This is a genomic window from Pseudomonas sp. CFBP13508, from assembly GCF_005233515.1.
In the GTDB taxonomy this organism is placed as follows: domain Bacteria; phylum Pseudomonadota; class Gammaproteobacteria; order Pseudomonadales; family Pseudomonadaceae; genus Aquipseudomonas; species Aquipseudomonas mercuritolerans.
The window spans coordinates 830,985-854,840 of the sequence record NZ_QFZZ01000001.1 but is presented as its reverse complement, the minus strand read 5'-3'; the positions used below and the strand labels follow the sequence as shown (position 1 = coordinate 854,840).

Here is a 23,856-nt window from a genome sequence, read left to right as displayed (position 1 = left end):
CGGATAGTCTCGAAATCAGGCGGCAGCGCGCAGTGGACGGGTCAGCGCCACACCTTCGGCGTCGAACAGATGGCAGTGAGTCGGGTCCAGACGCAGGCTCAATTGCTCGCCATAACGGCTGGCCAGATCGCCGCGCACGCGCATGGTCAGCGCTTCACCAGCGCTGGTGGTGACGTGGCAGAAGGTGTCGCTGCCAAGGCGTTCGCTGACGTCGGCAGTGACTTGCAACGTGCAGTCGCCGGGTTGCGCCAGCTCTAGATGTTCCGGACGAATGCCCAACGTCACCGCGCTACCGACGCTGAGGTTGGCGGCGTTGAACGGCAGGGTGATACGCGTGCCGGCGTCCAGCGAAACTTCGCAGCTGGCGCCGTCGATGCGGGCAATCTTGCCTTTCAGAAAACCCATTTTCGGCGTGCCGAGAAAGCCTGCGACAAACAGGTTGGCCGGGTTGTGATAGAGGTCCAGCGGCGAGCCGACCTGCTCGATTCTGCCGCCATTGAGCACCACGACTTTGTCGGCCATGGTCATCGCTTCGACCTGATCGTGGGTCACGTAGATCATCGTTGCTTGCAGGTCCTTGTGCAGGCGCAGCAGCTCCAGACGCATCTGCACGCGCAACGCCGCGTCGAGGTTGGACAGCGGTTCATCGAACAAGAAAATCTTCGGGTTGCGCACGATGGCACGGCCGATCGCCACGCGCTGGCGCTGGCCGCCGGAAAGCTGTTTCGGCTTGCGCTCGAGCATCGGCCCGAGCTCGAGAATCCGCGCCGCTTCGCCAACCTTGCGCTCGACCTCGGCTTTCGGCACGCCGGCCAGATCGAGGGCGAACGACATGTTCTTTTTCACCGTCATGTGCGGGTACAGCGCGTAGGTCTGGAACACCATCGCCAGATCGCGCTTGGCCGGGCTGACTTCGGTGATGTCGCGGCCATCGAGTTCGATGGTGCCGCCGCTGACCTCTTCAAGGCCGGCGATCAGGCGCAGCAGGGTGGATTTGCCGCAGCCCGACGGGCCGACGAAGACTACGAATTCCTTGTCGTTCACTTCCAGGTCGATGCCCTTGATGATGGAAAAGCCTTCGAAGCCTTTTTGCAGATTCTTGATTTTCAGGTTGGCCATGAGATGGGCCTCCGCATTGTTGTTTTTCAAGATCAAAAGATCGCAGCCTGCGGCAGCTCCTACAGGAGGTTTATACCGATTGGACATTCCATGTAGGAGCTGCCGAAGGCTGCGATCTTTTGCTTTTCAGTTCATTTCACGGCACCAAACGACAGGCCGCGCACCAGTTGCTTCTGGCTGATCCAGCCAAAGATCAGAATCGGCGCACACGCCAGGGTCGAGACCGCCGATAACTTGGCCCAGAACAATCCTTCGGGACTTGAATAAGAGGCGATCAAAGCGGTCAGTGGTGCGGCATTCGAAGAGGTCAGGTTCAACGACCAGAACGCCTCGTTCCAGCACAGGATCAGCGACAGCAGCACGGTCGAGGCGAGGCCGCCCTTGGCGATCGGCAGCAGCACGCGGACCATTTCCTGCCACAGCGTCGCACCGTCGAGGCGGGCGGCTTCGAGGATGTCTTTGGGGATGTCCTTGAAGTAGGTGTAAACCATCCAGACCACGATCGGCAGGTTGATCAGCGTGTAGATCACGATCAGCGCGATGCGCGTGTCGAGCAGGCCGAAACTCTTGGCCAGCAGGTAGATCGGCATCAGCACGCCCACCGGCGGCAGCATCTTGGTCGAGAGCATCCACAGCAGCGTGCCTTTGGTGCGCTGGGTTTCGTAGAACGCCATCGAGTACGCCGCAGGCACCGCGATCAACAGGCACAGGGCCGTGGCGCTGAACGAGATCACCACCGAGTTCCAGGCGAAACTGAAGTAATCGCTGCGCTCGTTGATGTGCAGGTAGTTCTCCAGCGTTGGCGTGAAGATGAACTGCGGCGGCGTGGCGAAAGCGTCGATTTCGCTCTTGAAACTGGTCATCACCATCCAGAAGATCGGGAAGAAAATCACGATCGCGATGGCCCAGGCCAGGGTGCCGAGCAGCAGGCTTTGCAGGCGGCGGGATTGTTGGAGGGTCATGGCAGGCCTCACGCTTTGTCAGTCAGGTTTTTGCCGATCATCCGCACCAGAATGATCGCGGCGATGTTGGCGATGACCACGGCAATCAAACCGCCCGCCGAAGCCATGCCAACGTCGAACTGCACCAGTGCCTGGTTGTAGATCAGATAGGCGAGGTTGGTCGAGGCGTAGCCGGGGCCGCCGTTGGTGGTGGTGAAGATTTCGGCGAACACCGAGAGCAGGAAGATCGTTTCAATCATCACCACCACGGCAATCGGCCGCGCCAGGTGCGGCAGGGTCAGGTGCCAGAAGATCGCGATCGGGCCGGCACCGTCCAGGCGCGCGGCTTCTTTCTGTTCCTGATCCAGCGATTGCATGGCGGTCATCAGAATCAGGATCGCGAAGGGCAGCCATTGCCACGAAACGATGATGATGATCGACAGCAGCGGGTAGTGCGCCAGCCAGTCCACCGGTTGCGCGCCGAACAGCTTCCAGATGTAGGCGAGGATTCCCGAGACCGGGTGGAAGATCAGGTTCTTCCAGATCAGCGCACCGACGGTGGGCATGATGAAGAACGGCGAAATCAGCATCACCCGCACCAGGCCGCGACCGAGGAATTCGCTGGCCTCCAGCAACGCGCTGATCAACACACCGAAGACCACGCTGATAAGCAGCACGCTGCCAACGAGCAACAACGTATTGGTCGCGCCGGGCATGAAACCCGAGTCGGTGAGGAAGTAAGTGAAGTTCTCCAGCCCGACGAATTCGTTTTCGCCGGGGTAGAGCAGGTTGTAGCGGATCATCGAAAAGTACAGGGTCATGCCCAGCGGCACGATCATCCACAGCAGCAACAGCGCCACCGAAGGGCTGACCAGAAACCAGCCGGGATTGCGCACCCGCAGCTTGCGCTGGGGTGGCGACAGGTCGATGTGGGCTTTGGCAGTTGAAGTATTCATGGCATTCACAACCGAGTCATACAGACCTATGGAGATCCCCATGTGGGAGCGAGCCTGCTCGCGAAAGCGCCGGATCAGTGTCATGTGTACTGGCTGACACGACGCCTTCGCGAGCAGGCTCGCTCCCACAAGAGGCAGGAGCAAGTCGTTCAGCGCTTACTTGGGATAACCCGCGCGCTTCATCTCGCGTTCCGTAGTCTGCTGCGCCGCCGCCAGCGCCTGATCCACCGTGGTCTGGCCGATCAGCGCTGCCGAAAACAGCTTGCCGACCTGGGTGCCCACAGCCTGGAATTCAGGAATGGTCACCAATTGAATGCCGATGTACGGCACCGGTTTCAGCGTCGGTTTGCTCGGGTCAGCGGCCTTCAGCGATTCCAGCGTCACCTTGGCAAACGGCGCTGCGCTCATGTACGCATCGCTGTAGGTCGAAGCGCGGGTGCCCGGCGGCACGTTGGCGATGCCATCGGTCTTGGCAACCAGTTCGCCGTACTCTTTGGACGTGGCCCAGGCGCTGAAGGTTTTTGCTGCGTCCTTGGCCTTGGAGCTGGTCGGAATCGCCAGCGCCCACGAATACAGCCACGCCGAGCCTTTATCCGTGACCTGATGCGGAGCGAAGGTGAAACCGACGCTATCGGCGACCTTGCTCTGGGTCTTGTCGGTGACGAACGAACCAGCCACGCTTGCATCGACCCAAATCGCGCATTTGCCGCTGTTGAACAGGGCCAGGTTTTCGTTGAAACCGTTGCTGGATGCGCCCGGCGGGCCGGATTTCTTCATGGTGTTGACGTAGAAATTCAGCGCATTTTTCCATTCCGGGCCGCTGAATTCCGGTTTCCATTGCTCATCGAACCAGCGCGCGCCGTAAGCGTTGGCAACCGTGGTCACCAGCGCCATGTTCTCGCCCCAACCGGCCTTGCCGCGCAGGCAGATGCCGTATTGCTCTTTGTCTTTCTGGGTGAGTTTTTCCGCAAACCCGGCGATCTCTTCCCAGGTCGGCCGCTCCGGCATGGTCAGCCCGGCTGCCTTGAACAGGTCGGTGCGGTAATAGGTGATCGAACTCTCTGCGTAGAACGGCAGCGCATACAGCGAACCCTTCACCGACAGGCCTTCGCGCACCGACGGGAAGACGTCGTCGAGGGCGTAACTGGCCGGCAGATCCTTCATCGGCTCCAGCCAACCCTTGCCGCCCCAGAGTGCGGCTTCGTACATGCCGATGGTCAATACGTCGAACTGGCCGCCCTGAGTGGCGATGTCGGTGGTCAGGCGCTGACGCAGGACGTTTTCTTCCAGCACCACCCAATTGAGCTTGATGTCCGGATGCTCGCTCTCGAAGGTTTTCGAGAGTTTCTGCATGCGGATCATGTCGCTGTTGTTGACGGTGGCGATGGTCAGGGTCTGGGCGCCAAGGCTGACGCTGCTGAGGGTCATGCAGGTGAGAGCGAGCAGAGCTTTTGCAGTGGGTTGCATCGTGCACTCCTTTTCTGACACCCGACGGGGCAGAAGGACAGTTATTGTTTTTGTGTCTTCCGAATGCAGGAAGAATCTGCGCTGATTACAGCCCTCAATCGAAGGGCTGACAAATCATCCCTAGCACTTTTGTTGATACTTTTTTGCACTGGGGTTTGAGCGGGGGAGCGCAGGGAAGGGCTTTTGCGCGAAGGATCGTTCGCGAATGCGTACAGATTTCGCCAGCCGGGGCACGGTTTTTTGTGGGAGCGAGCCTGCTCGCGAAGACGATATCCCTGTCACAGGGTTCTTGACTGACAGACCGCTTTCGCGAGCAGGCTCGCTCCCACAGGGATAGTGTCGTCAGAGATGGTTCTGTTCAGTCAGCCGCTGCACCGCCAGCCGTCGATAGTGCGACGGCGTCATGCCCTTGAGTTGCTGAAAGCGTCGATTGAAGTTGGAAATATTGTTGAAGCCCGACTCGAAGCACACCTCGGTCACCGGTTTGTCGCCATCGGCCAGCAGCTCACAGGATTTGCTGATGCGCAGGCGATTGACGAATTCGATGAAGTTGCGTCCGGTGGCCTGTTTGAACACTCGGCTGAAGTAAGTCGGCGTCATGCCCAGATGCTCGGCCACTTCTTCCAGTGAAATGTCCCGCGCGTAGTGGCTGAAGATGTAATCGACCGCGCGGTTGGTGCGGTCGATATTGTGTTCGTCGGCCAATTGCGGCGTGGTCGCACCGGACAACAACTGGAAGTCATCACTGGCCGCGAGCAATTCCATCAGGATGAAAAAATGCCCGAGGCGAGTGATGCCGGTGCTGTCGGCGATCCGCTGCATAAGCGTCATGGCCTGACGGATCGTGCGTTTGCAGCGGAATTCGATGCCGTACTGCGCACGCTCGAGCAGTGGCGCCAGGGTTTTCAACTCAGCAAACACCTGATGGCCGCTCTCGAACAGTTCGTCGGTGAAGTTGACCAGCATGTCGCGTTTCTCGACCACTTCGTCTTCGGCGACCTGACTGATCCAGTTGTGCGGCAAGTTCGGACCGGTCAGAAACAGCGTCTCGGGATAGAAATTACCGATGTAGTCGCCGATGAACACCTTGCCGGAGCTGGCGACGATCAGGTGCAGTTCGTATTCCTTGTGGAAATGCCAGCGCACCAGCGGGCACGGAAAGCCGTGCTGGCGATAGATGATGGATAAACCGTTATGGTCATCCATCAACTCGTAAGAGGGGTCGGTCACGCGAGCGGTTCGAGTCATGACGGGGCACTTTTTTATTATTGCTGCGCGATGATGCCTCGTTTTCCGACATTTGTGCCACTTCCACCTGATCGTGGCTGGGTACCGCGCTTAGCTGGGCTTGTCGTGAGCCTTTTGCAAGTTGGCCATTTGGCAAAAGCGCACAATGTTCGAGTTTTTGATGAAATCGAAATTGATGATATTGCACTTGCGCGCCCAGTCGGTCTTACCTGGGTCAAACCATTCGTCAAGGCTGTCGAGGATTCGCTGAGGTCCACCGAGGGTGAAGCTGGTTGCCGATAATGACCATGGGCGGCGTGTGCTGACGGGGTTGCTTAGAACACCTTTGATATAGCCATGCAGATCCGTGGTGTTGACTTGAGTCTGCCCGATCCATTTGTGCTGGATCGGACTTTCGAAACGGGATTCCTGCGTTTCCCAGGTCATCGGCGCGGCCACCATGATGCGTTGCAATGGATTGATGGCTTTGAGCTGGCCAAGTGTCAGATGCAGGTTTTCGGTGGGAATGATTCGCTCCCCAAGCTGTTCCAGCAAAGCTGATTTGAATTGCGCATGATTGAATGGGTCGTTGACGCTGGAAAGTTCATGAAAGTCGAGAACGATAAATTCATTCCGGCTCCGTTCCTGAAATCCCTTCAGATCCCTGACGAGGTCTTCAAGAGTTCGCGAAGAGGTATAGCCATTGTGATGGAAGCGAAATCTCCCCAGATGGTTTGCCTCGCTGTTGTAAATGAGGCGCAGGTCAAGTGCGCGAGCACCGCGATTCAATTGCGAATAAAAGGACACGTCCTGACAGGCAAGCCAGTTTTTGCCGGGAATCAAAGCGTAGGAGGCTTCCCAGTCACACCCGGCGTTATGTGCGCCGGGCAGGGTCATCTCGAATAACGAAAGTTTGTCGAGTAGTGGAGAATCAGCCATCCATTGATGAGTTTGAAAAGTATCTTGGTCTTGCATGTTGAACATCCTGCCAGATCGTTAATGAAAGTTTTGCGCGCAGGATGGTTATAGGCATATTCGGTTTATCGCGATAGTTTGCTTTCAATGCAAGTCGTGTATGGGCTGTAACTACCGCTCCGTAGAATGTAACTGGTTCTTGGCTTCAATCCATTGAGCCATGTATTGGGTACTTTTGAGCGTGTGATGACGCAACATGGCACCGGTAAAGTTGTCGTTTCTAAGTTGTGCCAAATGTTGTCGGCAATCGTTGATCCTGTTGATGAGAAGAGGGCCGTGCACATTGCGCTGGTAGCGTTGTTGCAACAGTGCTTCAGCCAGAACCTGCGCGTGCTGCCAGCGTGACGGATCTTCGTGCAACTGCACCGCCTGTTCGGCGAACGTGTTCGCGTCAAGGACAACCGCTCCGGGCCAGGGACTGTCGCCGTGCATGGCTTCGGCGCCAGTCGGTGTGGTCACACTCGGGGTGCCGCAGAGCATGGCATCGACCAGTTTGCCCTTGATTCCCGCGCCGAAGCGCAGTGGCGCGAGGCAGACCCGTGCTGCAGACATCACCTCAAGCGCATCTTCGGCCCAGTTCATGATGTGAAAACCTTGAGCCGGGTTGTGCAAAGCAGTCGCCTTGGGGGGCGTGTAGGCCCCGTAGATGTGCAGTTGCGCGCGTGGCAAGCGCGCGCGGATCAACGGCCAGAGGGTGGTTTTCATCCAGAGCACGGCATCCCAGTTCGGCGCGTGGCGGAAGTTGCCGATGCTGAGGAAATGCGCGCGCTCGGCAAAACCACGCGGCGCCGTGGCCGGAATATCTATCATCAACGGACACCAGTGCAGAATCTGGCGGGGCACGCCGAACTCCTGCACCAGCAAATCGATTTCGACTTCGGAAATCATCAGGTTCAGGTCGCAACGATACAGCGCGGCGATTTCCCGTTTGGCCAGATCGGTACCCGCCATCAGCTGGAATTCTTCGTGCAATGCCGGGGAAAACAGTTCGCTGAAATCAGTCTGTTCGTCGTTGCTTTTGAGCCGGTCCTTCAGGCGCTGATGGCGCGCATGACGCAGACTTTGCAGATCGGAGGTCTCCAGAATACGAAGGGCATCCGGGCAGTTTTTTTCCACACGCCAGCCAAACTGTTCTTCCATCATGAACTGGTCGAACAGCACGATATCCGGTACCAACTCGCTGATGAACGTATCGAAACTGCTGTTGTTGAGCTCGATCGGTACTTCGCGAATGCCCAGCGATACGAGGTCAGCCTTGTGTTCACCCGGGCCGGCCGGGCTGCTGAACGTGATGTCCCAGCCTTGCTCGAGAAACGTTTCGAGGATCTGCATGACATGCCCGCTGGCCGCCGACGAACGCGGTTCTGGCCAGACGTAGCCGATGACCAGAACTCTGGTGGTACACGAATGGCTCACGACTGATCCTCTGACCCATGGAAAAAAGGGCGCAATTAAACCACAGCGAAGTGATTGAAATGCACCCTGTAGCCCTTTCACCGCCGATCGTTTGCCCGTTCAGCTGACCGGTTTGGCGAGATTTAGCAGCAGCGGCCCTTTCAGGAACTTGCCAGCAGCGGTCTTGCTCACGGCATATTCGATAGTCTTGATATTGAAGCTCAATATGGCCGGGCGGGTGTGCGCTTGATCGAGCAGGGACACCGCAAGCATGTAGGACTCCGCATTGGCCAGCGCGGGGTGATCCTGGACCAGTTTCGGCAGACCCGCCTTCATCTGGTCGAACTGGACGAAACCCGGTCGGTACGCCAGCGCGTGGTGCGGATTGATCAGGTTGTCCGGGTGAGCCTTTCGCGCATCTCGGGCCAGCTCCAGCAAACCGACCGCATCGAATTCCGCATGATACAAATCGGGGTACACCTGGCCGTAATACAGATCAAGGGTGTCCGGGCCACCGTGGGACATTTCATGGATGAGTACGTCGGCGACGCTACCGTCGTCGTAGCGGGACAACTTGTAGAACTCATCGAGATTGTCCGGGTAGATCGAAAGAAACTTGCCGGCGGATTCATCGATGGTCTTGCCGGTGCGCAGCGCCGTCTTCCAGCGCTTGTAGGCCGGTGGCGACAGCGATGCAATCACGCCGGGTTGATGCGGGCGGAAGGTGACGTTGCTGAAACTGATCGATTCCAGATCCCTGCGCATGGCGCGCAGGTGCTTGGACACATGTTCAACCACTTCATCGGAATCATTGCCGAACACATGCCTGAGCACTGCGGGAATGTCGTCGTTGGAGGACAATTCCATCAGCGCGCTGATGGAATTGTCCAGCTTGCTGCGCGCCACGGGAATGGCTTTTTTCAGATAGCCACGGGTGTAACTGAACGGCTTGAAGCGGCCGAACAGACGCTTCAACGGTGCGAAGTTGCCCAGGTCGAGCAGTTTCAGGCGCGGTCCCCAGGCACCGCCGGTGCGGATGTTCAGCGCGTGCCAGTCCTGGTTGCGCTCGAGCACCGCGATATCGACTCCCTCGCCAAGCGCATCGCCCCCTCGCCACGTCGCCTGATACACATCGCGGGTGGGGGAGAGCCTGATCCAGTCGTGACCGTCGGCGCCATGCATCAATCTCTTCAATTGCACGCTGGCGGTGTGCGCGGCATCGAGCGCGCTGGCTCCGGCAAACACGACGCCGCGCCTGGCCAGTTGAAAGCCTTTGCGGGCGAGGGCGGGCACGCCATCGAGCGGGTTGGCCAACGACACCGCCGCACGAGCGACAGCTTTGGCGACTTTCAGCAGTTTAAGGGTGGTCGACCCGGTCTTGGCGAGGATGCTCGCTGCCGACGCGCCAAGACCAACCAGCAGTCCGATCACCGACAGGCCATCCAGAACGCAGCCACCAATACCTTCGGAGACGCGGTCGGTGCGTCCGGAGCGGATGTCTTCAACGCACTGTTTGAATGGCACGATGACGTTGATTGCCAGGTTTTCGATGGTTTCCCTGGTGGTGCGCCATTCTTCCAGGCCGTTGCGCACATCCAGTGCTGCATACAACTCGTCGCGGCTGGCGACAGGATGGTTGTCCAGTACGCACTCGGCGATCGCATCCAGTTGCGCTGAAAAGAACAGCGCGACCGCCCGCACATCAGTCGCGTCGAGTTGCAACTGCCAGAGCTTTTCCACCACCACTTTGGAGGTCATGCCCGGGCGTGATTCGCTGCCCTCGCGATAGGCGGCGTAATCAAGAGGCCACTGGCTCGCTTTGTTCTTGTCCTGGAAGTCGTACTTGCTACCGGTATACGAGAGGGTCGGACGTTGATGGATGAGGCCGGTGCTTTGCAACTTGAGCGCCAGATCGGGGCGCTCGCGACAAACGCCGCGCAACGTGAACAGCTCGTAAGCGCGGATTTGATCACCGTTGCCGCAGCAGAGAATGATCCCGTAACGCCCATGGGCTTCATCCCGCTGGATTTGCGTTTCCTGATTCGGATTCAGCGGATTGACTTCTTTGCGGACGGTGTAGAGGGTTGTTTTGCCGCGGGTCAAGGCGAGGCGATCGTCCTCCGGCATTTGCGTGATTGCCATTTTGATCAGGGACGACAAGCCCTCGCGCACGTTCCGGTAGTAACCATCGAATGCCTGATCAAACAGTTGCGACGGCGATTGCAGTTCGCCGAGGCGGGCAAAGGCACCGGCTGGAGCGCGGAAATTGTCGCGGGGCTTGAATTTGTCCGAGAGTTTTCCGTTTTCGACCAGGTCCCCGGAAAGGTACAGATCGAGAATCGACAGGCGCAGGCGCAGCAGGCCGTTGATTGCATATTCGTTGTTGCCGGTGGTGCTGGCGAGCAAATCCCAGAACTCGCTGAGAATCCCCGCCGGATGCGCAGCCTTCAGACCTTCCAGCCAGCTGCGCTCTTCGAAACTGCTCAAATACTTTATTTTGAAGGCTTTCTGTTCAAGGTAGGGGCCGGCGGGCATGACCTTTTCCAGCGCTTGCAAGGCGATTTTGCGCCGGTCGGGGGGCGTAGCGGACAAGCCGGTTTCAGACTGGGCAAGGGCCTGCATATAGCGCGAGAAATAAGCGGTAGCCTTGATCACCGCAGCGTTGTCGTAGTCTTTGGCACTGCGGTAAGAGATGACTCCGTTCAAAACCGCCCAGTCCACCACCGCCGGGATTGCCACCGCTTCGTACAATTTGTCGAGGTCAGTGGAAACACCTGTCAGCTCGGAAAATGCCTTGATTTGCGCAAACGTCATTGCTCGGCAGCTGCCTGGCGCGAGGTGTTCGATGACGGCAGCGGTCTGGCGCGCTGTTACCCAGCCAGGCTTGTCCAGCGTCAGCCCGGGCGGGATTTGCGCAATCAGCAGCTCCGGTGCCGCACCCGCCAGTAACAGATGCGCTGCCAGTGGCGCGTTGTGCGCCTCGCTCAGGCCGACGTCAACCAGATGCTGTTCGAACAGGATGCGTACTTCGGCCGCGCTCCGTGCGCTATTGGCCGGTTGATAGAAGTCATAGCCGGCGAGGAGCGGCTGATCGGAGCGCAATTGCATGTCGATGATCAGCGCAGCCAGGACTATCTCGTCGAGCTGGCGATCGCGGACGGCTGAATCATCGGCCTCCAGATGCCAGCCAAGCCGCTCGTGCAACGTGACCCCGAGTGCGCGAGCAGTCTTTCGACGCAGGAAGTTTTGCAGAAACTTGTCCGCATGCTCGCGTATATCCTGCGCCGGGATCAGGTTGAAGTTGGCGAACGCCACTGCCTGCAACAGGCTTGTCGCACCTCGGGTCAGCTCATGCACGGTCTGGGTGATGACGTGGCGTTCTGCGATCGATAAATGAAACGGTGAGGATTGATCGGCGTGGAGCAACTCGTGGTAGTCGCCCAGGATGGGTGGTTCAGGCAGTTCGAAGACAAGCCACTCAATCAATACCCTGGTTTCGCCAAGCGTTGTCGGCAAGTTATAACCGTGAAAATTCAACCATTGCTCTATGCCGATCACTTCACCGGAATAAATAACGCCGCCAGTGTCCTCTGCCAACTCGGCGAGCATGTCGAGCTCTTCGCTGAATACGCTTGTTTCTTCACTATCAAAAGCAACGCTGAACCGATGGGATTCAAATTCCGAATCATAAACAATAAATAGCCTGGACTCGGTGTTGACCCCCAGCTGCATGTCATCGGCATATGAGTGTTTGCGCAGTAATTGTAAAAAAGCAGGCGCGTTGATTATCTCTTTGAAGACGTTCCGTGCTGGTTCGCAACGTTCGTCAAAGCTGCTGCCGACGACCCGAGGCATGAAACGATCTTGCACATTGAATACTGTACTGGAGGGGCGCGAGGCGCTTGCCGCATAGCTGCCGACGGAGACGTGAAGCTCGGTTGCTGCAATCGCCTCGGTCAGTGCCCGGGCCATTAGCGCGCGTTCCTGTTTGTCATACGCGCTGCGGTCGACGGTGACAGCCACGTCGGCTGAAATGAACTTCATGGGCTCTATCCTGAATTTATTGAATGGTGTTTGGCAAACGTTCCGTTATTTGCATGACGGGGCCAAGGATTACTCAGGATAGAGCTGGCAGGTTAAGTGATGGCAGTATTAGTTAGTTGCTGATTGTTTTTGGATGTGACAAGTTGCATCCGCGACGGGCAGCTATCAGGTTTATTTCAGAATGCTTTTAACTTTGTCGCGCAATTGGTCAATAGAGAAGGGCTTGCCAATGACCTGCATATCGCTGGGCACATCAATAGTCTCGGCATAACCGCTGGCGAACAGGATGGGCAGAGCAGGGCGCAGCTGACGTGCCCTTTGAGAGAGTTCGCGGCCATCCATGCCAGGCAGGCCGTGGTCGGTCATCATCAAATCGATGGCGTTACCAGAATCCGCAAGAATCGCAAGCGCCTTGCCGCCGTCTTCAGCCTCCAACACGGTGAATTCCAGCTCCTCCAGCACATCCACGATGAGCATGCGCACGATGTCGTCATCTTCTACGACAAGGATAGTGGAGGCATTGGCAGACATGGCAGGACTCTCAAAAATTGAAATCGGGGGATACCGGGCAAGTGAATTTTGCCGGACTCTTGCATGAGTAAGTGGCGCATAGCCACAAGTTCCCGAGCTGATACAAAAAAGAACAGCTCAGTGCGGTGCGGCAAGGATAACCGTTGGCGTCGCCCAATGCGCAGGCGCGTGTAGGAAAATGCCATCATTTGTGTGAGAAAAATGGATCCATGGCGGGGTTTTGGGGCAAACTCTCGGGTTTTCAACAGTTCGACAAGGCTGCCCCATGTCCTCTCCGTCCTCGGTTGATGAACAACGGTTTCGCAAACTTCTGAGTCGCAACGTCAGCCTGCCGCTGGGTGTTGGCGTGCTCAGTGCCGTGTTCTTCGTCTCGCTGATCACTTATTTGCTGTCGGTCATCCAATGGGTCGAGCACACCGACCGGGTGATCAATAACGCCAATGAAGCGGTGAAGCTCACCGTTGATCTGGAAACCGGCATGCGCGGCTATCTGCTCAGCGGTGACGAGCACTTTCTCGACCCGTACGAAGTTGCCAAGCCGCGTATCGAGGTCGCTCTCAATACGTTGCTGGAGCTGACCGCCGATAATCCGGTGCAGACCGATCGCCTGCGCCGTTTGCAAGCCTTGCAGGTGGAGTGGGCCAACTACGCGCAGTCGATGATCGATCTGCAGCGCAGCAGTGGCGACTATCGCGGCGCGGTCAAGGCCGGGCGGGGCAAGCGCCTGACCGATGAGATCCGCAAGCAGTTCGAGGACGTCATCGAGACCGAGCAGGTGCTGCGCGCCACGCGTAACGAAGACGTGCGCCGCACCACTATCTGGAGCATCACCCTTTATCTGATTTTCATCGTCGGTATCAGTGGGTTGCTGGCCTACATCGGCCGCCGTGATCTGCTCAACCTGTCGACCAACTACAGCGCCAACCTCGCCGCCCAACTGGCCAGCGCCGAACGCCTCGAGAAGCAGGCGTGGCTGCGCAACGGCCAGACGCAACTGGCCGAGCAGGTGTTGGGTCAACTGACGCTGAACCTGCTGGGGCGCAACATTCTGCAATTCTGCGCGCAATACCTCGGCACTGCCGTCGCCGCGCTTTATGTGCGTGAAGAACATGGCGGCCTCAAACGCGTGGCGACTTATGGTTTCTCCCGCGAGCAGGAAGAGCTCAATCAAACGATCTACAGCGGCGAAGGCATCGTCGGCCAAGTGGCAGAACAGGCACGGCTGATCCGTCTCGACGCAGTACCGGGCGACTATTTCAAAGTCAGCTCCGGCCTCGGCGCAGGCCTGCCGCACAGTGTGCTGGTGGTGCCGACCAGCGATGACGACCGGGTCAATGGCGTAATCGAATTGGGTTTCCTGCGTCCGCTGTCCGAGCGCGACATCGAACTGCTGGAGCTGATTGCCGGCAACATCGGCACCTCGATCGAAGCGGCGCGCTACCGTCAGCGTTTGCAGGAAGTGCTCGCCGAAACCCAGCAGCTCAACGAAGAACTGCAAGTGCAGCAGGAAGAGCTGAAGACCGCCAACGAAGAGCTGGAAGAACAGTCGCGGATTCTCAAGGAATCCCAGGCGCATCTGGAAACCCAGCAGGTGGAACTGGAGCAGACCAACGAGCAGCTCGCCGAGCAGCGCGACGCGATGGACAAGAAAAACACCGAGCTGAATCAAGCGCAGATTCAGCTCGAAGAGCGTGCCGAAGAACTGCAGCGCTCGAGCAAGTACAAGTCCGAATTCCTCGCCAACATGTCCCACGAGCTGCGTACGCCGCTGAACAGTTCACTGATTCTGGCCAAGCTGCTGGCGGAAAACCCGCAGCAGAATTTGTCGGCGGAACAGGTCAAGTTTGCCGAATCGATCTATTCGGCCGGCAACGATCTGCTCAACCTGATCAACGACATTCTCGACATTTCCAAGGTCGAGGCCGGCAAACTTGAAGTGATTGCCGAAAACACCCGTGTCGATCGACTGGTCGACGGCTTGCGCTCGATGTTCGAACCGTTGGCGGCGGACAAGAAACTCGCCTTCAGCGTCGAGGTTCAGCCGGACGCACCGGGCTTGCTGTTCACCGACCGTCAGCGCCTGGAACAGGTGATAAAGAACCTGCTGTCCAACGCGATCAAGTTTACCGAGCACGGCTCCGTCAGCCTGACGATTGCTGCGCAGCCGAACGATCACATCGCCTTCAGCGTCAAGGATTCCGGCATCGGTATCGCCGCCGACCAGCAGGAAAGTATTTTCGAGGCGTTCCGCCAGGCGGATGGCACTACCAACCGCAAGTACGGTGGCACCGGCCTTGGCCTGTCGATCTCGCGGGATCTGGCGACGTTGCTGGGCGGTTCGATCAGCGTCGATAGCGTACCGGGGCAGGGCAGCACGTTCACCCTGGTGTTGCCGCGTCAGTATCACGAGTTCGGCGAAACGCCGGCCGCGCCGCTGACCTTTCACCCGACACCTGTGACGCCTGCGCCAGTCGCGGTTGCGGTGCCGGTGGCATCAGCGATTCCTGCGGTCATCCCGCGCTTCGCCGATGACCGCGACAAGGCGCCGTTTGCCACTCGTTGCATTCTGGTGGTGGAGGACGAGCCCAACTTCGCTCGCATCCTCTATGACCTCGCCCATGAGTTGGGTTACATGTGTCTGGTCGCCCACGGTGCTGACGAGGGTTACGACCTGGCCCGCGAATTCGTGCCGGATGCGATCCTGCTCGACATGCGCCTGCCGGATCATTCCGGCCTGACCGTGCTGCAACGCCTGAAAGAGCGCGCCGAAACCCGGCACATTCCAGTGCACGTGATTTCCGTCGAGGATCGCGTCGAAGCGGCGATGCACATGGGCGCCATCGGCTACGCAGTGAAACCGACCACCCGCGAAGAGCTCAAGGACGTCTTCGCCCGTCTCGAAGCCAAGCTGACGCAGAAGGTCAAACGCGTGCTGCTGGTTGAAGACGACGATCTGCAACGCGAAAGCATCGCGCGGCTGATCGGCGATGAAGACATCGAAATCACCGCCGTCGGGCTGGCCCAGGACGCGCTGGAGCTGCTGCGCACGACCATCTACGACTGCATGGTCATCGATCTCAAGCTGCCGGACATGCTCGGCAACGATCTGCTCAAGCGCATGTCCACCGAAGACATCTGCTCGTTCCCGCCGGTCATCGTCTACACCGGCCGCAACCTGACCCGGGACGAAGAGGCTGAACTGCGCAAGTATTCGCGCTCGATCATCATCAAGGGCGCGCGCTCGCCAGAGCGGTTGCTCGATGAGGTCACACTCTTTCTGCACAAAGTCGAATCGCAGCTGTCCCATGAACGGCAGAAGATGCTCAAGACCGCGCGCAGCCGCGACAAGGTCTTTGAAGGTCGCAAAGTGCTACTGGTGGACGACGATGTGCGCAACATCTTCGCCCTGACCAGCGCGCTGGAACACAAAGGCGCAGTCGTGGTGATCGGCCGTAACGGCCGCGAAGCGATTGAGAAACTTCATGAAGTCGAGGACATCGACCTGGTGCTGATGGACGTGATGATGCCGGAAATGGATGGCTTCGAAGCCACCATGGAAATCCGCAAGGATCCGCGCTGGCGCAAGCTGCCGATCATCGCGGTAACGGCCAAGGCCATGAAGGACGATCAGGAGCGCTGCCTGCAAGCGGGCGCCAACGATTACCTGGCCAAGCCCATCGACCTCGATCGTCTGTTCTCGCTGATACGTGTGTGGTTACCGAAAATGGAACGCATCTAGTGGAACGCAGCAGTCCGGCCGAACGCAACAGCGAGATCGAATTACGCTTGTTGATCGAGGCGATCTACCTGAAATACAGCTATGACTTTCGCGACTACTCCGGCGCTTCGATCAAGCGCCGGGTGCAGCACGCGCTGAGTCAGTTCGAATGCGCGACCATTTCGGCCCTGCAGGAAAAAGTCCTGCACGACCCGACGGCGTTCATGCAACTGCTGCAACTGCTGACGATCCCGGTCAGCGAGATGTTCCGCGATCCGTCGCACTTCCTGGCGATCCGCAACGAAGTGGTGCCGCTCCTGCGTACCTATCCGTCGCTGAAGATCTGGATCGCCGGATGCAGCACGGGCGAGGAGGTCTATTCGATGGCGATTCTGCTGCGCGAAGAAGGCTTGCTCGACCGCACGATCATCTACGCCACCGACATCAACCCGCGCTCGCTGGAGAAGGCCAAGCAAGGGATTTTCTCCATGGAAAATGTCCGCGCCTACACTGCCAACTATCAGCAGGCCGGCGGTCAGCGTTCGTTTGCCGATTACTACACCGCAGCCTACGGCTACGCGATTTTCGACAAGAGCCTGTGCGAGAACGTGACATTCGCCGACCACAGTCTGGCCACCGACAGCGTGTTCTCCGAAACCCAGTTGATCTCTTGCCGCAACGTGCTGATCTACTTCAACAAGAAGCTTCAGGACCGCGCGTTCGGGCTGTTCCATGAATCGTTGTCGCATCGCGGTTTTCTGGTGTTGGGCAGCAAGGAAACCCTGGATTTTTCCAACTATTCGAACCAGTTCGAGCCGTTGGTCAAACAAGAACGGATCTACCGCAAATCATGAACGACACCCCGAGCCTGCCTCGCATCGAGGCCGTCGTGATCGGCGCCTCCGCAGGCGGTGTCGAGGCGTTGCTGACCCTGCTCGGGCCGTTGCGCAAAGGCTATGTGCTGCCGATCATCATCGTTCTGCATCTGCCGGAAGAGCGCCGCAGTCATCTGGCCGAAGTGTTCTCCCGTCGTGTGGCGATGCCGGTCAAGGAAGCTGAAGACAAGCAGGACATTGAAGCCGGCACGGTGTATTTCGCCACGCCCGGTTATCACTTGTCGGTCGAAGCTGATCGCAGCCTGTCGCTGAGCCTGGAGGATCGCGTGCATCATTCGCGGCCGTCTATTGATTACCTGTTTGAATCGGCCGCTGACGTTTACGGCGAGACACTCGCCGCCGTGCTGCTGACCGGCGCCAATCACGATGGCGCGCGCGGGTTGGCCTGCGTCAAGCACTGCGGCGGTCTGACCATTGTTCAAGACCCCGATGATGCACAAGTCGCCACCATGCCCCAGGCTGCACTGAACGTTCTGCAGCCGGATCATGTCCTACCCATTCACGGCATCGGCCGTCTGCTAGTCGAGCTGGAACGAATCGCATGCTGAGTAATATCCAAGCCAAACTGTTGATCGTTGACGATCTGCCAGAAAACCTGCTGGCGCTGGAAGCGCTGATCAAGCGCGAGGATCGCACGGTCTACAAGGCTCTGTCGGCGGACGAAGCACTGTCGCTGTTGCTGCAACACGAATTCGCCATGGCCATTCTCGACGTGCAGATGCCCGGCATGAACGGCTTTGAACTGGCCGAGTTGATGCGCGGCACCGAGAAGACCAAGAACATCCCGATCATCTTCGTCAGTGCCGCCGGCCGTGAACTGAACTATGCGTTCAAAGGTTACGAAAGCGGCGCGGTGGACTTTCTGCACAAGCCGCTGGACATTCATGCGGTGAAGAGCAAGGTCAACGTTTTCGTCGATCTGTATCGCCAAAGCAAAGCCATGAAGCAGCAGGTCGAGGCGCTGGAGCAGGCCCGACGCGAGCAGGAAGCGCTGCTGCAACAACTGCAAAGCACTCAGCTTGAGCTCGAGCAAGCGGTGCGCATGCGCGATGACTTCATGTCGATCGTCGCACATGAGGTGCGTACGCCGCTCAACGGGCTGATTCTCGAAACCCAGCTGCGCAAGATGCACCTGGCCCGGGACAACGCCTCGGCGTTTACGCTCGACAAGATGCAGGCGATGGTTGACCGCGATGAGCGGCAGATCAAAAGCCTGATTCGCCTGATCGAAGACATGCTCGATGTTTCGCGAATCCGCACCGGCAAACTTTCGATCCGCCCGAGTCGTTTCGATCTGGTGCAGTTGGTCGGCAACCTGTTGCAGAACTTCGCCTCGCAAATGGAAGCGGCTGAGACCAGTGTTTCCTTTGAAGCGCCCGAGCCGGTCGAAGGTTGCTGGGACGAGTTCCGCATCGAGCAAGTGGTATCCAATCTGCTGACCAACGCCTTGCGTTACGGTGGTCGCAGCCCGATTCAGGTGCGCGTCTATCGCGAAGGTGACGAGGCGCGGGTCGAAGTTCAGGACCACGGCATCGGCATCAGCGCCGAGAACCAGAAGCGTATTTTCCAGCAGTTCGAACGGGTGTCCGCCAAGACGGTGGTGGCCGGGCTCGGGCTGGGTCTGTTCATTTCCGAGCAGATCGTCGCCGCCCATGGCGGCTCCATCGTCGTCGAAAGTGAAATCAACGAAGGCGCCCTGTTTCGCGTTTGTCTGCCGATCCAGGAAAACGGCATATCCGACGCAACCTCTGAGTGACCACACGGTCGTATCAGCAGCTATTGACCGAACATAGGCTTCCCATGAGCGTAGATGCGCAAGATGTAGTACTCGTCGTCGAAGACGAACCGGTTATCTTGATGGTCCTGACAGATTACCTGTCAGGGCAGGGCTATCGCGTGTTGCAAGCGGAAAACGGCGAGCAGGCTTTCGAGATCCTCGCCAGCAAACCTCACCTGGACATGCTGATTACCGATTTCCGCCTGCCGGGCGGAATCTCCGGCGTGCAGATCGCCGAGCCGGCAGTGAAACTGCGACCGGACCTGAAAGTGATTTTCATCAGCGGCTACCCGCAGGAAATCCGTGAAACCGGCAGCCCGATCACCAGCAAGGCACCGATCCTCGAGAAACCGTTCGACTTGGATGTGCTGCAGGAAAAGATTCAGGAATTGCTGGCCTGATTAAAACGACGGGCGCCGTAACCCCAATCACGGCGCCCGTTGTTTTAGCTATTGATCATCTCGCGCACCTTGGCGGTGAGCAGATCAAAGGTGAAAGGCTTGGTGATCATCTGCATCCCCGAGTCGAGGAAGCCGCCGCGCACCGCCGCGTGTTCGGCATAACCGGTGATGAACAACACTTTCAGACCTGGTCGGTATTGCCGACCGACCTCCGCCAGTTGCCGACCGTTCATCCCCGGCAGACCAACGTCACTGATCAGCAAATCAATACGTTGCGTCGAATTTAGAATCGGCATGGCGCCATCGGCATCACCGGCCTCCACAAACGCGTAACCCAACTCACTGAGCACGGCGCTGACCAACACGCGCACAGCCGGATCGTCTTCGACGATGAGTACGGTTTCGCCATCCATCGCATACGGAGCCTGCTGCGAATCCGAGACGGGAATTTCCACTTCTTCACCACGGAAACGCGGCAGGTAGAGTTTTACCGTGGTGCCTTGATCGACTTCACTGTCAATCGACACATGCCCGCGTGATTGCTTGCTGAAGCCATAGATCATCGACAGTCCGAGGCCGGTGCCCTGGCCGATTGGCTTGGTAGTAAAAAACGGATCGAACGCACGGCTGACCACGCTTTGCGGCATGCCGCTGCCGTTGTCGGTGACGCTGAGCATCACGTAATCGCCCGGCTCCAGATTGCTGTAAGCGGCGGTGAAATCGCGATGCAGCACCTGATTGCTGGTTTCCACCACCAGTTTGCCACCCTCGGGCATCGCATCACGGGCATTGATTACCAGGTTGAGCAGGGCGCTTTCCAGTTGATTGGGATCGGCCTCGGCAACCCAGAGGTTGTCGTCCAGGCGCATTTCCAGATGAATGCTTTCATTAAGGCTGCGTTGCAGCAGCTCGCCCATCGACAGCACCAGCGTGTTCATCTGCACGGCTTTCGGGTCGAGGGATTGTCGGCGGGAGAACGCCAACAAGCGGTGAGTCAGCCCGGCGGCGCGGTTGGCGGAGGTCACGCCTAGATCGATCAGACTGTCGAGGTCTTCGGTGCGGCCCCGGGCCAGACGCCGGCGCAGCAGTTCCAGGCTACCGATGATGCCGGTGAGCATATTGTTGAAGTCGTGAGCAATGCCGCCAGTAAGTTGGCCGACCGCTTCCATTTTCTGCGATTGGCGCAGCGCTTCTTCGTTGTGGCGAAGCTGTGCGGTGCGCTCTTCAACCTGTTGTTCGAGGGTTTCCAGCGTCGATTGCAGGCGTCGTTCGCTTTCACTCAGGTCGATCAGCCGATCGCGCGCTTCATATTGTCGTCGCCGCCCGCGCAGGGCGGCGGAGACCAGACTGACCAGCGTCGCGGGATGGAAGGGGCGCTCGAGAAAAGTCACGTTGCCGAGCAGGGTGCTGAGACGCGACGGCGGCCCTTGTTCATCGCCGCCATGATGAGTCAGCAGCACGATGGGCATGTCCGACCACGCGGGCTGCTGGTCAAGGTAGGCGATAAGCCCTTCAAGTTCCGGTCCGCGCAACGCTTCAGCAGCAATCAGCAGCAACCCGGCGCCGACCTCCAGCTCGGTGCACAGAGCACCGAGATTCGGCGCCACCATGCCGCCGTAACCGGCTTCGTTGAGAATCATCAACGCGATCTGGCTGTCACGGCCCATGGGCGCCAGAACCAGCACCCGCTCGGCCAACGGCGTGTTGACCGTCACAAGCTTTCATCCTCGAGCAATGGATTGCTCGCTCCCATGTAGGTCGGCACGCCACGCAGCACGCCCTGGAAGGATTCCAGCGGTTGGCCGATGGTCATGCCACGCGAGGAGATCCGGTATTCACGGATGGTCGACTCGTGGTTGCCGGTACGTTTTTTGATAATCGAGATCGCCCGGCGGACTTTGCCGAGGGCTTCGAAGTAGCGCAACAGAATCACCGTGTCGGCCAGGTAAGTGATGTCGACCGGCGCCTGCATATCGCCCACCAGACCGTGCTGGGCGACCGTCATGAAAGTCGCCGCGCCTTTGCGGTTAAGGTACAGCAGCAGCTCGTGCATGTGCAGCACCAGCGCGTTTTCTTCCGGCATCGCCGCTTGATAGCCGTTAATGCTGTCGATCACCACGGTTTTGATACCCAGCTCATCGACGCAACGACGCACGCGATGGGACAACTCACCGGGAGACAATTCGGCGGCGTCTACTTGTTCGATCAGCAGGTTACCGGTGGCCTGCAAGGCTTTGAGGTCTATGCCGAGATGACGCATGCGTTCGAACAGCAGGCCCAGCTCTTCATCGAAAATGAACAGCGCGGCTTTTTCGCCTCGGGCCACCGCTGCGGCGGCGAAGATCATCGAAATCATCGATTTGCCGGTACCGGCCGGGCCGAGAATCAGCGTGCTTGAGCCGGTCTCGATGCCGCCGCCGAGCAGGGCGTCCATTTGCGGGATGCCGCTGGACAGCTGCAGACGTGGGTAGTCGCCGCGATGTTCCGCCGCTACCAAGCGTGGGAAAACATGGACGCCGTCGCCCATGATGGTGAAATCGTGGAAACCGCCACGGTATTTCTGCCCGCGATATTTGACCACTCGTACCCGACGACGCTCGGCGCCATAGCTTGGCGTCAGCTCTTCAAGGCGAATCACGCCGTGGGCGACACTGTGCACGGTCTTGTCGAGGGATTCTGTGGTCAGGTCGTCAAGCAGCAGGACGGTGGCGTCGTAGCGCACAAAGTAGTGCTTGATCGCCAGAATCTGCCGACGATAGCGCAACGAGCTCTGCGCCAGCAGACGGATCTCCGAAAGGCTGTCGAGCACTACGCGGGTCGGTTTGAAGCGTTCGACAACTTCGAAAATCTGCCTGGTCGCCTCGCCCAGTTCAAGGTCCGAGGAATACAGCAGGCTTTGCTGATGTTCGGCATTGAGCAGGCTTTCCGGCGGTGTCAGCTCGAAGATCTTGATGTTTTCGTTCAGCTCCCAGCCGTGGGAGAGCGCACCTTGACGCAGTTCTTTCTCGGTTTCCGAGAGAGTGATGTACAAGCAACGTTCCCCGGCCAGCGCACCGGCGCGGAGGAAATGCAAAGCCACGGTGGTTTTGCCGGTCCCGGGTTCCCCTTCGAGCAAAAACACATGGCCGCGAGACAGGCCACCGGCAAGGATGTCGTCCAGACCTACGATGCCGACGGCGGCCTTTGCACTGATCAACTCGTTTGATGTAGTCAAAAAACGCCCTCTTATGACTAGGGTAATTCGGCGGCTGGCTTAAGTGAGCCGCCTGAATAACTTGACCTCAGGGCATGTTCACGGTTCCGCTTTTTCTTTCGACAGGTGGTTGATTGCACCCGCTTTGCCTTGATTAAAGACCTTGTTGCAGGGCCGGGTCGTCCGGATTCAGTTGCTCCAGTTGCGCCAGCAGGATCTGCACATTCTGCAATTGGCCGCTTTCCTTCCAATAGTTGATCAACAGCACTCGCGCCTTGCGGTCGGCGGGATGGCGCTGAACGATTTCCTGCAGTTGTTTCTGCGCCGCTTCCAGTTCTTCCGCACTGTGCAGAGTGGTGGCGAGGTCGTAGCGATAATCCTTGTTGTCCGGCTCCAGCTCGACCGCCTTGGACAGGCCGAGCAGGGCATATTCGCGCTGGCCGTGATGCAACAGCCACAGACCCAGGGCATGTTGCAGATAGGCCGAGTCAGGCTGCGCCTTGAGTTGTTGTGCAAGTAACTGGCGGGCCGCATCGCTCTGGCCCTGGCGGTCGAGCACATCGATCTGCATGACCAGCGCCGACAGGTTGCCGGGCTCCAGGCGCAACGTGTTGTCCAGCGCTTGCTGTGCCTGTTTGTATTCGGCGTTATGAATATAGAGACGTGCCAGTTGCGCATAGTTGGCGGCGCTTTCCGGCTGGCTTTCGAGCGTCTGCTGCCACCCGTCGATGGCTTGCTGTAGCGGCGCGAAATACAGGCCCAACTCGTCCGGGGTTAGGCCGAGCAGGGCATTGATCGCAGCGAAACGGACAGTTTGTTCTTCATCGTCGAGCAGCGGCCCGAGCAACAGGCTGCGTTGCCCGCCGGGCACCAGGCCGACGATGCTTTTGATCGCTGCGACGCGCACTTGCGGCGCTTCGTGATGCAAGTCGATGTCAGCCAGTTTCAGTGCCTGCGGGCTGGGATAGTTGGGCAGCTCGCCATGCAGCCAGACGCGGCGCTTGACCGAGATGTCCGGGCGCCCCAATTGCTGGTACAACTGGCGCGCCGCTCCGGGCTCACCGGTGCGCGCGGCGTTCAGCGCTTCGCTGTAGCCATGTTTGATAGCATCGGGAATAGTCGGTGCATTGCTGCGCCAGGACAGCCAGACGACGCCGAGGATCAGGACGAGGCCTAGGCCGATCAGCAGGTTGCGGCGGGACTGAGTCATGCGGGT

17 protein-coding genes are annotated in these 23,856 nt (G+C 58.6%); 5 read left to right on the top strand and 12 right to left on the bottom strand.

Annotation, left to right across the window (positions count from 1 at the left end; genetic code table 11):
* Nucleotides 1–15: 15 nt before the first annotated feature.
* From ugpC to PspCFBP13508_RS03750, 9 genes are all read right to left on the bottom strand, one after another.
* The gene (gene ugpC, locus PspCFBP13508_RS03795; protein WP_073476158.1) at nt 16–1,119 is read right to left on the bottom strand and encodes a sn-glycerol-3-phosphate ABC transporter ATP-binding protein UgpC; all 1,104 of its coding nucleotides are present in this window, start codon (nt 1,117–1,119) and stop codon (nt 16–18) included.
* 131 nt (nt 1,120–1,250) lie between these two features.
* Nucleotides 1,251–2,081, bottom strand: coding sequence for a carbohydrate ABC transporter permease (locus PspCFBP13508_RS03790; RefSeq protein ID WP_016774872.1), 831 nt, complete (start codon nt 2,079–2,081; stop codon nt 1,251–1,253).
* Between the two features lie 8 nt (nt 2,082–2,089).
* The gene (locus PspCFBP13508_RS03785; protein WP_041480415.1) at nt 2,090–3,016 is read right to left on the bottom strand and encodes a sugar ABC transporter permease; all 927 of its coding nucleotides are present in this window, start codon (nt 3,014–3,016) and stop codon (nt 2,090–2,092) included.
* 156 nt (nt 3,017–3,172) lie between these two features.
* Nucleotides 3,173–4,483: a sugar ABC transporter substrate-binding protein gene (locus PspCFBP13508_RS03775; protein ID WP_073476160.1), complete on the bottom strand. Its 1,311-nt coding sequence runs from the start codon at nt 4,481–4,483 to the stop codon at nt 3,173–3,175.
* Nucleotides 4,484–4,825: 342 nt separating this feature from the next.
* Nucleotides 4,826–5,731: an AraC family transcriptional regulator gene (locus PspCFBP13508_RS03770; RefSeq protein WP_137213696.1), complete on the bottom strand. Its 906-nt coding sequence runs from the start codon at nt 5,729–5,731 to the stop codon at nt 4,826–4,828.
* A gap of 90 nt (nt 5,732–5,821) precedes the next feature.
* Nucleotides 5,822–6,685 carry a phospholipase gene (locus PspCFBP13508_RS03765; RefSeq protein WP_130911307.1) on the bottom strand — a complete coding sequence of 288 codons (864 nt, stop codon included), beginning with the start codon at nt 6,683–6,685 and terminating at the stop codon, nt 5,822–5,824.
* A 111-nt stretch (nt 6,686–6,796) separates the two neighbouring features.
* Entirely contained in the window at nt 6,797–8,101 is a 1,305-nt protein-coding gene (locus PspCFBP13508_RS03760; RefSeq protein ID WP_137213695.1) for a glycosyltransferase, read from the bottom strand.
* A gap of 99 nt (nt 8,102–8,200) precedes the next feature.
* Entirely contained in the window at nt 8,201–12,124 is a 3,924-nt protein-coding gene (locus tag PspCFBP13508_RS03755) for a hypothetical protein (protein ID WP_137213694.1), read from the bottom strand.
* Nucleotides 12,125–12,295: 171 nt separating this feature from the next.
* Nucleotides 12,296–12,655 (bottom strand): response regulator, encoded by a 360-nt coding sequence (locus tag PspCFBP13508_RS03750; RefSeq protein WP_137213693.1) that lies wholly within the window; start codon nt 12,653–12,655, stop codon nt 12,296–12,298.
* 265 nt (nt 12,656–12,920) lie between these two features.
* On the opposite strand from PspCFBP13508_RS03750, the gene PspCFBP13508_RS03745 reads away from it, so the two are divergent.
* The 5 genes from PspCFBP13508_RS03745 to PspCFBP13508_RS03725 are packed head-to-tail and all read left to right on the top strand — an operon-like array spanning nt 12,921 to nt 19,447.
* On the top strand, nt 12,921–16,394 hold the full coding sequence (locus PspCFBP13508_RS03745) for a response regulator (RefSeq protein ID WP_137213692.1): 3,474 nt from the start codon (nt 12,921–12,923) through the stop codon (nt 16,392–16,394).
* Nucleotides 16,394–17,227, top strand: coding sequence for a protein-glutamate O-methyltransferase CheR (locus PspCFBP13508_RS03740; protein ID WP_137213691.1), 834 nt, complete (start codon nt 16,394–16,396; stop codon nt 17,225–17,227). The genes PspCFBP13508_RS03745 and PspCFBP13508_RS03740 overlap by 1 nt, the downstream gene beginning before the upstream one ends.
* Nucleotides 17,224–17,817: a chemotaxis protein CheB gene (locus PspCFBP13508_RS03735; protein WP_122506843.1), complete on the top strand. Its 594-nt coding sequence runs from the start codon at nt 17,224–17,226 to the stop codon at nt 17,815–17,817. Before PspCFBP13508_RS03740 ends, PspCFBP13508_RS03735 begins: the two co-directional genes overlap by 4 nt.
* Complete coding sequence (locus PspCFBP13508_RS03730) at nt 17,811–19,025, top strand: hybrid sensor histidine kinase/response regulator (RefSeq protein ID WP_130911312.1); 1,215 nt, start codon at nt 17,811–17,813, stop codon at nt 19,023–19,025. The genes PspCFBP13508_RS03735 and PspCFBP13508_RS03730 overlap by 7 nt, the downstream gene beginning before the upstream one ends.
* 44 nt (nt 19,026–19,069) lie before the next feature.
* Nucleotides 19,070–19,447: a response regulator gene (locus PspCFBP13508_RS03725; RefSeq protein WP_016774860.1), complete on the top strand. Its 378-nt coding sequence runs from the start codon at nt 19,070–19,072 to the stop codon at nt 19,445–19,447.
* Nucleotides 19,448–19,491: 44 nt separating this feature from the next.
* On the opposite strand, the gene PspCFBP13508_RS03720 is transcribed toward PspCFBP13508_RS03725, so the two are convergent.
* The 3 genes from PspCFBP13508_RS03720 to PspCFBP13508_RS03710 all read right to left on the bottom strand — a co-directional run bounded on the left by PspCFBP13508_RS03720 (nt 19,492) and on the right by PspCFBP13508_RS03710 (nt 23,850).
* On the bottom strand, nt 19,492–21,162 hold the full coding sequence (locus PspCFBP13508_RS03720; RefSeq protein WP_130909876.1) for an ATP-binding protein: 1,671 nt from the start codon (nt 21,160–21,162) through the stop codon (nt 19,492–19,494).
* The gene (locus PspCFBP13508_RS03715) at nt 21,159–22,661 is read right to left on the bottom strand and encodes an ATPase domain-containing protein (RefSeq protein ID WP_024013082.1); all 1,503 of its coding nucleotides are present in this window, start codon (nt 22,659–22,661) and stop codon (nt 21,159–21,161) included. Before PspCFBP13508_RS03715 ends, PspCFBP13508_RS03720 begins: the two co-directional genes overlap by 4 nt.
* A gap of 133 nt (nt 22,662–22,794) precedes the next feature.
* The gene (locus tag PspCFBP13508_RS03710) at nt 22,795–23,850 is read right to left on the bottom strand and encodes a tetratricopeptide repeat protein (protein WP_130909875.1); all 1,056 of its coding nucleotides are present in this window, start codon (nt 23,848–23,850) and stop codon (nt 22,795–22,797) included.
* Between the last annotated feature and the right edge of the window lie 6 nt (nt 23,851–23,856).